At 72.5% G+C, this 10,352-nt stretch carries 8 protein-coding genes and 1 riboswitch; of the genes, 1 reads left to right on the top strand and 7 read right to left on the bottom strand.

Annotated features, from left to right (window positions below; translation table 11 throughout):
- Nucleotides 1-173: 173 nt before the first annotated feature.
- Together M3N57_07955 and M3N57_07950 are read right to left on the bottom strand one after the other, a co-directional pair.
- Nucleotides 174-872, bottom strand: coding sequence for a CbtA family protein (locus tag M3N57_07955; GenBank protein ID MDP9022617.1), 699 nt, complete (start codon nt 870-872; stop codon nt 174-176).
- 38 nt (nt 873-910) lie between these two features.
- Nucleotides 911-1,096 carry a CbtB-domain containing protein gene (locus M3N57_07950; GenBank protein MDP9022616.1) on the bottom strand — a complete coding sequence of 62 codons (186 nt, stop codon included), beginning with the start codon at nt 1,094-1,096 and terminating at the stop codon, nt 911-913.
- A 45-nt stretch (nt 1,097-1,141) separates the two neighbouring features.
- A riboswitch (cobalamin riboswitch) is annotated at nt 1,142-1,285 on the bottom strand.
- A gap of 187 nt (nt 1,286-1,472) precedes the next feature.
- On the opposite strand from M3N57_07950, the gene M3N57_07945 reads away from it, so the two are divergent.
- Nucleotides 1,473-2,288 carry an aldo/keto reductase gene (locus tag M3N57_07945; protein ID MDP9022615.1) on the top strand — a complete coding sequence of 272 codons (816 nt, stop codon included), beginning with the start codon at nt 1,473-1,475 and terminating at the stop codon, nt 2,286-2,288.
- 75 nt (nt 2,289-2,363) lie between these two features.
- Here the strand turns inward: M3N57_07945 and M3N57_07940 are convergent, their stop codons facing one another.
- The 5 genes from M3N57_07940 to M3N57_07920 all read right to left on the bottom strand — a co-directional run.
- The gene (locus tag M3N57_07940; GenBank protein MDP9022614.1) at nt 2,364-4,292 is read right to left on the bottom strand and encodes a hypothetical protein; all 1,929 of its coding nucleotides are present in this window, start codon (nt 4,290-4,292) and stop codon (nt 2,364-2,366) included.
- A gap of 87 nt (nt 4,293-4,379) precedes the next feature.
- Nucleotides 4,380-6,287, bottom strand: a complete 1,908-nt coding sequence (ftsH, locus tag M3N57_07935; GenBank protein MDP9022613.1) for an ATP-dependent zinc metalloprotease FtsH — start codon at nt 6,285-6,287, stop codon at nt 4,380-4,382.
- Nucleotides 6,288-6,338: 51 nt separating this feature from the next.
- Nucleotides 6,339-7,742 carry a sigma 54-interacting transcriptional regulator gene (locus M3N57_07930; protein MDP9022612.1) on the bottom strand — a complete coding sequence of 468 codons (1,404 nt, stop codon included), beginning with the start codon at nt 7,740-7,742 and terminating at the stop codon, nt 6,339-6,341.
- Nucleotides 7,743-7,813: 71 nt separating this feature from the next.
- Nucleotides 7,814-9,454 carry a cell wall-binding repeat-containing protein gene (locus tag M3N57_07925; protein MDP9022611.1) on the bottom strand — a complete coding sequence of 547 codons (1,641 nt, stop codon included), beginning with the start codon at nt 9,452-9,454 and terminating at the stop codon, nt 7,814-7,816.
- A 47-nt stretch (nt 9,455-9,501) separates the two neighbouring features.
- A partial coding sequence (locus tag M3N57_07920) for a metallophosphoesterase (GenBank protein ID MDP9022610.1) occupies nt 9,502-10,352 on the bottom strand: 851 nt, incomplete at its 5' end.

The raw sequence follows: 10,352 nt of genomic DNA, 5'->3' as shown, positions 1-10,352 counted from the left end.
CTCGACGGCGCGCGCGGCGGGACTGACGAGCGCCTCGATCGGCGGGAGCGTCCCGCGCAGCGCGGCCGCCTGCTAGCACCCCCGGGGGTCCAGTCGCTCATCGGCGGCGAACACGCCGCGGCGGGTCGCTGCGGTCGGAGCGTGGCGCACCAGCAGGACGCGGGCGCCGACCATCACCCCACCTCCGACGCACGCTCGCTGAGCAGCCCGAACGCCACCGCGGTGCCCGCCCACAGGACCAGCTGCGTGGCGAGCGCCGACAACCGGAAGTCCCACAGCAGAGCCGCGGGGACCCCGGTGGGCTCCGCTCCGGCGGGCAGCGCCCACACCCCGGCCATGCCCACGCCGGCGGCGCTCGCCGTCAGCAGCTGGCGCGCCACGTGAGGGACCCCGCGCAGGCGGAGTCGGCGGGCGAGGTCCCACGCCGCGACCACCACCGCGAGGGAGACGCCGACCGCCAGGAGGTACCAGCCGGTGCGGCCGGAGACGGTGGCCGGGTCGCCGACCGCGGGCGGGTTCGGCGGGTACTTCAGCGACGGCATCAACGCCACCCCGGCGTACGCCGCCGCCCCGACCTGCAACGACGCGGTCCAGCCGCTCGACGTCGTCAGCCTCGGGCGGACCGCGGAGAACACCAGACCGAACAGGCCACCCGCCGTCACCCCCACCAGCCCCGTGGCGACGATCAGGCCGGCTTCCTGCACGCTGCGGCCGACCGCGACGACGTCGCCGCCGGCGGGTCGCTCGGCGCTGGCCTGCTCGAGGTGGACGGCGTCACGCAACGGCGGCTCGCCGACCACGAACGCGACCACGCCCGCGACGAGTCCGGCCAGGAGCCCCGCCGCCAACCCACGGCGCAGGTTCGCGGTCAACGCCGCCGGTGTCACCTCGAGGCCGCCGCGGCGAGCGGTCAGTGGCAGGGGACGCCGAGCAGGTGGCGCGCGTCGTGGAAGACCTCGTGCAGCAGTGGGCTGCCGCCGGTCAGCGCCCCCTGCTCGAACAGCACCGCGTACACCGCGAACAGGGCGGGCGCCGCCACGAGCGCGATCCGCCACGACATGCCGGCGAGCGCGCCGGAGAGGAGGTGGGTGTGCATCCGTCGTCCTTCGTGGGATCCGCGTCCCGTCGGTCTGGCGACGCGCAGTCTCCTGGCTCCCGGATCGACGCTGGCCTCCGGCCTTCCCGGATCGCTCCAGTGGCCGTTCGTCGGGCGCCTGTCGGCGCCCCGGAGGGTCGCTCCCCGGTCACAGTGGCGGGACCGCCGCGGGCTCGCACCGCGTTCCTGCCGCCGTCGCGGCGCGCACCATAGTCGAGGTCGCCTGCCGCTGTCGCGACCTGATCCGGTGCGCGCACACGGTCGCCTCTCGCCGCCGTCGCCGCTCCTGTCGTCTTCCCCGAACGGTCGTGGACGGCTCGCCTGACGCTCGCGCGACCCCGTAGCGTCTTCACCCGGCGACGGGAAGACTCCAGAGATGCAGCACGTCGAGGTGCAGGGGGTGGCGGTCCCCGCGCTCGGGTTCGGCACCTGGCAGTTGAAGGGCCGCGCCTGCTACGAGGGTGTCCGCCACGCGTTGGAGCTCGGCTACCGCCACATCGACACGGCCCAGATGTACGACAACGAGCAGGAGGTCGGCCGGGCACTACGCGACGCCGACGTGGATCGCGACGAGATCTTCCTGGTCACCAAGATCCCGCCGCGCAACCTGGGGCCCCGCGACGTTCACCGCAGCCACGACGCCAGCCTGCAGGCGCTGGGCACCGACGACGTCGACCTGCTGTTGATCCACTGGCCCACCCGGTCGGTCCCGTTGGGGGCGACGCTGGAGGCGATGCGCGAGCTGCGAGACCAGGGAAAGGCACGCCACCTGGGGGTCAGCAACTTCACCCCCACCCTGGTCGACGAGGCGCTGGAGCACGCTCCGATCGTCTGCAACCAGGTCGAGTACCACCCGTACCTCGACCAGCGGCCGCTCGTCGAGCAGGCCGTCGAGCGCGACCTGGTGCTGACGGCGTACTCGCCGCTGGCCAAGGGCCGCGTCCTCGATGACCCGACGCTGGAGGAGATCGCCCAGGTTCACGGCAAGACGCCGGCGCAGGTCACGCTGCGCTGGCTGATCCAGCAACCCAACGTCGCCGTCATCCCGCGCTCGTCGGACCGCGCCCACCGTGCCGAGAACGTCGACGTGTGGGACTTCGGGCTCAGCGACGACGAGATGCAGCGGATCGATGCGCTGCAACGCGGACAGCGCCTGATCGACCCGGGGTTCGCACCCGAGTGGGAGACCTGACTCCACGGCTCCAACGCCGGCCCGCACGCTCCGGTGCCTGCACGGCGGCGCTGCGCGACGGCCGGCCAGACCCGGTCAGGCCGTCCGTCGTGACATGTAGTCGCGGACGATGAAGCCGCCGAGTTGGTCGCCGCTGCTCTGGAAGATCTGCCCACCAGTCAGCTGCGCCAGGCGATCAGCGAAGGCCACCAGCCGTGGTTCGTCCTCCAGCAGGAAGACGTGCAGCGCGATGCCCGACCGCGCCAGCCGCAGCGCCTCCCGCAAGGTCCGTTCGAGGGTCTCGCGCACCGGCGGCCAGTTGAACACCGCCGTGTCGCCGTCCAGGTGCGCGGTGGGTTCGCCGTCCGTCACCATGATGACCTGCTTGACCGGCCGTGGATCGTCGCTGAGCAGGCGGCGTGCGAGCAGGAACGCGTGGTGCATGTTGGTCCCGTACACCCGGTCGGAGGCGGCCGCTCCGAGGTCCGCGGGGTGCATCCGCCGGGCGTAGTCGGAGAAACCGACCAGGTGCAACGAGTCCTGGCGGTAGGTGCCCTCGATCAGGGCGTGCAGCGCCAGTGCCATCCGTTTGGCGGGGACGAAGTGGCCTCGCAGCGGCATCGAGAACGACAGGTCCAGCAGCAGCGCGGTGGCGGTGCGGGGTCGGACCTCCAACTCCTGCACCTCGAAGTCGTCGGGTGACAGCGACACCCGCGCACCGGATGGGCGATCCGCCGTCGAGCGCCGCACAGCGTTGGCGATCGTGGGCTGCACGGCGATCGGCTCGCGGTCACCGAAACGCCACGGGCGGGTCTGGCCGGTGGTCTCCGCCTCGGCGCCGACGGCGCGGATCGCGGTCTGGCGACGGATCCGGTTCATCAGGTGGGTGAGGGCACGTTGCCCGAGGATCCGCGCGCCGCGCGGTGTGAGCTCCAGGCGCCCCGCCCGTCGCTGCAGCACGCCGGCCTCCTGGAGCGCACGCTCGACCCGGCGCAGCCGGCGCAGGTCGTCTGCGGCGTCGTCGCCCAGGTGACGCCGCAGGGCGTCCTCGTCGACGTCTTCCAGGCTGGCGCCGGCGTACTCACCGGCGAGTTGACGGTCGAGGTCCTCGAGCTCGCCGAGCCGCTCGAAGACGTCCACCGCGCCCGGCAGCGCCACCGGGTCGCCGGGACCGCCGGGCGACGCCTGGTCCCAGGGCAGGTTCGGGAGCAAGCTGCGCAGCTGCTGCTGGAGCTGAGCGAACTGGAACGCCAGGTCGAGGTCCTCGAGGACCGCGCGTGACAGCTCCTCGAGCTCGCGGCGCTGCTGGGGCGTCATGCTGGCCAACAGCCGGCTCATCGCCGCCATCCGCCGCGCGAGGATCTCCAGCAGCGCGTCGAGGTCGGCGGGGCGCTCGGGGAAGAACCGTCCGTGCCGCTCCAGGAACTGGTCGAGGTCGGGCTCCTCCCCGCGGGTCCGCGCGTCCAGGAGCGCGTTGAGGTCGGCGAGCATCGCGGCGAAGGCGGCGACGTCCTCGGGTGTGAGATCACGTAACGCGCCCGAGAGCTGCCGCAAGTAGCTGTCGAGCACCTGGCGGCGCAGGTCGTCGACCAGCTGCGCGAACCGCGCGGCCGCGACCTCGGACCGGAACCGGTGGTCGTGCAGCTCGGCGATGGCGTCCCCCAGAGCGTGCGGGAGCTCCCCCAGGCGGACGTCGGCGAACCGGGCGTCCGGGGAGTCGTCGGCTGCGAGCGCGTCGCGCTCCAGCGCGACGATCTCGTCGAGGCGGTCACGCAGGTCGGCCAGCGCCCCGCCCGGGTCGATGCTCGCCTCGAGCCGCTGACGGACGTCGCCCACCCGCCGGCGCAGCTCGTCCAGGCCACGCAGCTCCCCGTCGACGCCACGGCGCAGCAGCCGGCGCAGTGCCACCTGTCCCCCGCGACCCATCAGCAGGTCGTCCGCGAGGGCGTCGAGGACCCCACCGACGTCGACGTCCTCGCCCAACGGGTCCTGGCTGCCGTCCCAGCGGCGGTAGAGCGCGCGCATGCGTCCCAGCGTAGTGGCCGGCGGCGGGAGCCGGCCGGTGGCCTGGAGACGTTGTGAGCCGCGCTGCCGGTGCCCGGTTCGACCGGCTCACAACGGGGGCGCGTCGATCCCGACCAGCTCGTACACGACCTCGCCGTCGACGGTCTCCTCGGCCAGGAGCCGGTCGATCAGCGTCTCCAAGGCGTCGCGGTGGTTCTCGAGCGAGTCGATCGCGTGCTTCTCGGCCTCGCGCATCAGGCGGGCCACCTCCTCGTCGATCATGCGTTGGGTCGCCTCGGCGAACGGGCGCTGCTGGAACGGCTGGCGGTCGCCGTCGTCGTCGCCGAGCCCGATCCCGGCGTCCTGCGCGTACCCGACCGGCCCGAGCTTGTCCGACAGGCCGAAGTCGCGGACCATGCGGGCGGCGACCTCGGTCGCGTTGCGCAGGTCGTTCGCCGAACCGGTCGACGCCTCGCCGAGGACCAGCAGCTCGGCGGCGCGTCCCCCGACCCGGACCGCCAACGTGTCCAACAGGTAGCTCTCGATGTGCAGGCGGCGTTCGTCGACGGGCAGCTGTTCGGTTGCGCCCAGTGCCCGGCCGGTCGGTAGGATCGTGACCTTGGCGACCGGGTCGGCGCGTTCGCTCAACGCCGCCACGATCGCGTGGCCCGACTCGTGCACCGCGACGCGGCGCTTCTCGTCATCGGTCAGGGCGCTGGACTCCTCGCGGCGACCGAGCATCACGCGGGTGCGGGCCTGGTCGAAGTCGTCCTGGGTGATGGTCTCGCGTTCGTCACGGACGGCGGTGATGGCTGCCTCGTTGACGAGGTTCTCGAGTTCCGCGCCGCTGAACCCCGGGGTCGCGCGCGCGACCCGGTCGAGGTCGAGGTCGTCGGCGACGGGTTTGCCGCGGGTGTGGACCTCGAGGATGGCACGGCGGTCATCGCGGCGTGGGAGCGGGACCTGCAGCTGCCGGTCGAACCGGCCCGGGCGGAGCAGCGCCTGGTCGAGGAGCTGCGGGCGGTTCGTCGCGGCCATGACCACGACCTGCTCGCTCGGCTCGAAGCCGTCCATCTCGGCCAGGAGCTGGTTGAGGGTCTGCTCCTGCTCGTTGTTGGCCCCGATCGTCGCCGCGCCGCCGCGCTTCCGACCGACCGAGTCCAGCTCATCGATGAAGATGATCGACGGGGACAGCTTCCGCGCCTTCTCGAACAGGTCACGTACCCGCGAGGCACCGACACCGACCAGCATCTGCACGAAGCTGGAGCCCTCCACCGAGATGAACGGCACGTCAGCCTCGCCGGCGACCGCCCGCGCCATCAGCGTCTTGCCGGTCCCGGGGGGGCCGACCATCAGGATGCCGCCGGGTCCCCGCGCGCCGGCGCGGTGGAAGCGTTCGGGTTCCGTGAGGTAGTCGATGATCTCACGGACCTCCTCCTTGACGCCCTCGTACCCGGCGACGTCGTCGAAGACCGTGTCGGGACGTTCGGTCGTGATGATCTCGGCCGGCGATTCGCCGATGCCGCGCAGCTGCGACAGCTGGCCCCGGGCGCGGCGGCCGATCCAGATGAACAGCAGGACCAGCAGCAGGAAGGGGGCCATCGCGATGACGATCTCCCAGAACCCTCGTGACGGCGCTTCCGCGTCGATCGTGACCTCGTGCTCGCGTAGCGTCTGCTCGAGCTGCTCGTTGGGCAGGGCGGTCGGGATCACGGTGGTGAACTGCGTGCCGTCGTCGAGCTCCCCGCGGACCTGCCCCTCGGGCATGATCGTGACCTGTTCGACCTGGCCCTGCTGGACGTGGTCCAGGAACGCGGAGTAGTCCAACTCTTCGGTTCCGGGCTCCGTGGAGGCGACGCTGAGCACACCGAAACCGACGATCGCGGCGGCGATCAGCACCCACTGCAGCCACGGGGGCATCGACGGCACCGAGGGACCGGCATCGCGGTCACGGCGGTCGACGCGTTCCCCGCCCGTGCGTTCTCCAGGCAGGTGGGAGGAGCGGTGGGAACTCACGACCCAAGGGTAACGACGGCCGGCTCCCCCATCGGACCGTTCGACCGTGGGTCAGACGCTGCGGAAGCGGTCGACGCCGGGCGCGGCCTCGTCCTTGTTCAGCCGCTTGGACAGGTGCAGCCCCTCGAGCGCGAACTCGACCACGCTCGCCGCTGCCGCGGGGCTCTCGGCGGGGACGTCCAGACGCTCCATCAGCCGCGCCAGCCCCGGTATCTCGTCGCCGAACTGACCGAGCAGCTCCGCCCCGGCCATCGCGTCGTGTGTCTCGACCGAGACGCCGTGGTCGAAGCGGGCCAGCAGCGGGCGCAGGTCGTGGTGGCCGAGGTGGCGGCGCCACACGATCAGGACCGCCTGGCGCAGCAGCCGTGCCACGATCTGCTCCTCACGGCCCTCCTCGAGGGTGTCGAACTCGATACGGCCGAGCGCGGCGGGGACCACCGCCCACAGGTCCACGACCCGGGGGACAGCCTGCGGCTCGCCTGTGCGCAGGGCCCGGCGCACCGCCCCGGCCACGAGCGTCTCGCGCGCCCCGATCGTGTACCGCACCGAGACCCCCGACCGGTGGTTGACCTGGCTGCTGCCGCGCAGCTGCCGGGTCAGCTCCGCCAGGACCTCCTCCATGAAGCGCGGGACCCGCACGTCGGCGTCGGGCGGTGGCGGGGCGGCCTCCTGGCGAGCGATCGCGATCTCGTCGTCGACGGTCTGCGGGTAGTGCGTGCGCACCTGGGTTCCGAAGCGGTCCTTGAGCGGAGAGATGATGCGGCCGCGGTTGGTGTAGTCGTCGGGGTTGGCGGTGGCGACCAGGATGAGGTCCAGCGGCAGGCGGATCTTGTACCCGCGGATCTGCACGTCGCGTTCCTCGAGGACGTTGAGGAGCGCGACCTGGATTCGCTCGGGCAGGTCCGGGAGCTCGTTGAGCGCGAAGATGCCGCGGTTGGTCCGCGGAAGCAGGCCGTAGTGGATGGTGCGTTCGTCGCCGAGGTAGCGGCCCTCGGCGACCCGGATCGGGTCGACGTCACCGATCAGGTCGCCGACCGACGTGTCGGGCGTGGCCAGCTTCTCGCTGAAGCGCCGGTCACGCGTGACCCACTCGACCGGGAGGTCGTCGCCGTGTGCGGCGGCCAGGTCACGGCAGCGGGCGCAGATCGGGTGGTAGGGGTGGCAGTTGACCTCGCAGCCGGCGACGACCGGGGCGGTCTCGTCCAGCAGGTCCGCGAGCCGCCGCACGATGCGGGTCTTGGCCTGTCCGCGCTCGCCGAGCAGGATCAGGTCGTGGCCGGCGAGGATCCCACGTTCGAGGTCGGGAACCACCGTGGCGCCGAACCCGACCACGTCCGGCAACAGTGGATCACCGGACCGCAGCCGCGCGATCAGGTTGGCGCGGAGCTCCTCTTTGACCGTGCGGTCGGGGTAGCCAGCGACACGGAGTTCGCCGAGGGTGCTGCCAGCGTCCATGCCCGCAATCTAGACCGCCACAGCCGGTGTCGTGGCCCCGCACGGCACGGCGCGCCGGTCGCCGCGCGCGGTCACTCGGGGTGGACCGGGACGTCGGTGGCTCCGGGCCCGCCCGTTGCGATGTTGTCGCGTGCGCGGTCGCGTTCGAACGGCAGCGGCCACACGTTGGTGGTGCACGCTCCCGTGTCGATCGACTGCTGGTCCATCACCGGGGCGGGCTCGCCGGGGTCCTGGTGCGCGGCGCACTCGAAGTGGTCGAGGTTCAGCCAGTGACCGACCTCATGCAGGACGACGTAGTGGCGGTAGTCGTCGAGGCTGCGCTCGTCGTAGGTCGCGGTGGCGTTGCGCCAGCGGTCGTCGTTGATGTAGACGTCGTCGCCGACCCGGCAGCTCCAGTCGGCGCTGCAACCGGGACTGGCCGCGGCGACGTCCTGTGGGGATGCCAGCCACAGGTGGAAGGTGGCGGGTTCCCCCTGCGGGACGCGCGTGTAGCGGAAGTCGTTGTCGAGTGCCCAGCCGCGCTGGTCGACCAGGGTCCAGTCCGCGTGCTCGGCGAAGAACCCCGGATCGGCGTGCACGGGACCGTGCTGGTCCCTGACGCCGACGGTGTACCGCAACGTCTGGATCGGCGGGAAGGCGACCTCCGCCAGGCGGAGCAGGACCCGGTCGGTGAGGGCGGCGGGGCCGCCCAGGGCACGCACCTCCTGGATCGTGTCGGCCCGGTCCACGATCCACTGCAGCAGGTCGTAGCTCACGCTGTCGGGCCCGCGGGTCAGCAGGATCGGCGCGCCGAGGATGCCGCCGTGGGGGGCGGCGGCCAGCGCGTCCGGGAACGTGTCGCCACGGCTGAGCAGGATCCGCTCGGCGGTGAAGCCCAGGTGCTGCTCGAGGTAGGTCGCGATCAGCTGGGCGGTGTCGGTGCGATCGCGTCCACCGAGCCGGTCGGTGTCGATGCCCAGTTCGCGGATGCGCGCAGCGACCTGCTCGGACAGGACCGCCTCGCCGCCGACGAGGACAGCCAGCTGGGCGCCCACGTCCCGCAGCGCGGCGGCGGCCGCCGGGTGCAGGTCGTCGGTGGTCGACAGCAGGATCGGGTTGCGGTTGGCGTACGCGCCGGGACCGACCGTCAGGGCATCGGGGAAGTCGCCGCCGTAGGCGACGAACACCGTCCGCTGGTCGTGGATCGTTCCCACGCCGTGGCGGTCGGCGAGCTGGCGCGCGATGTCGGCTGCGGTCTCGTACCGCGTCTGGCCGGCGACGCGCTCTGTCCGGTAGCCGCCCTCCCGCAGCTGCGTCTCGACCGCAGCGCCGATCGCGTCGCTCCCGCCGAGGATGGTGACCCGTTGCACCCCGAGGTCACGGAGCACCTGCCCGGTGCGTTGTGGCAGATGGTCGCGCCAGCTGAGCACGACGGGCGCCCCGATCCCCCCCGCCAGCGACGACCCGGCCAACGCATCGGGGAAGTCGTTGGCGGAGGCCAGCACCGCACTGGTCGCGCCGCCGGTGAAGGTCCGCTGTGCGATGGCGGCTGCGGTGTCGATGCGGTCCTCGCCGGCGATCCGGTCGGTGGGCTCGCGGCCGTGAACGGCTGCTGCCGGGACGGCGAAGGCGAAGGCGAGCGTGGCGACGGCGGTGAGCAGGACGGTCAGGTGACGTCGGACGATGCAACCTCCCCGGGTGGATCCCCGACGGTGGCCGCAGGACGGCGTCACGGCCACCGTCGACCCCGTCCGGACGTCGACGGTGAGAAGGGGAACTCCTAGCCGCCGGGTGGTCCGTGCACCGAGCCCTGCCCGGCGTCGCGGAAGGTCCCGCCGGCGACGGGGACGAACTCCCAGTCGTAGCCGTCGCGCCGCAGCGTCAGGACGATCACCCCGTACGTGTCGTCGCTGGCAGCCTCGGACCCCGCCCGCCGCGGCTCACGGAGGCGGTACAGGCTCCGCCCGCCGGTCCCGACCACGAACTGGCGGATCCCGTGGCTGGTGTCCACCCGTCCGCGGGGGTCCAGCGGGGCGTAGCGCTCGTACAGGTGGTCGTGGCCCGCCAGGACGATCTCGGCGCCGTGCTCGTACAGCACGGTCCAGAACGCAGCGGTCGCGTCGCTGTCACCGTGGGGCCCCGAGCTGAAGCGTGGATGGTGCCAGTAGGCCAGGACGTGACGGTCGGCGTTGGCGGCGAGGTCGTCGCGTAGCCAGCGTCCCTGCGCGGATCCGGGTCCGCAACCACCCACCTCCCCGCAGTTGCTGTTGAGGACGACCGCGTGCCAGTGGGGGCCGAGGTCGTAGCTGTAGTACCCGGCGCCCCGCGGGCCGGCGGCGGCACCGAAGTACGCGAAGTACGCGGTGGCGGACCCGGTGCCGTAGTCGTGGTTGCCGGGCGCGGGGCGGGTGCGGTCGCGGTGGCGACCCCACGATGGGTCGTAGCAGCGGGCGAACTCGGTGGCGGTCCCCCGGTCGTAGACGTTGTCACCGAACGTGGCGACGGTGCCGTCGATCTGGTCGAGGAGCGCCGCGGTCGCCTCGTCGCCGGAGCTCCCACACGAGGCGATGTCGCCGGCGCCGACCAGGACCGCCGGGGGCTTCGGGGACTCGGTGACGGACGGTTCGGCGG

The organism is Actinomycetota bacterium, from assembly GCA_030776725.1.
Taxonomy (GTDB): Bacteria; Actinomycetota; Nitriliruptoria; order Nitriliruptorales; family JAHWKO01; genus JAHWKW01.
Note: the sequence above shows the minus strand (reverse complement) of the source record. Positions and strands in the feature narration are given on the sequence as shown.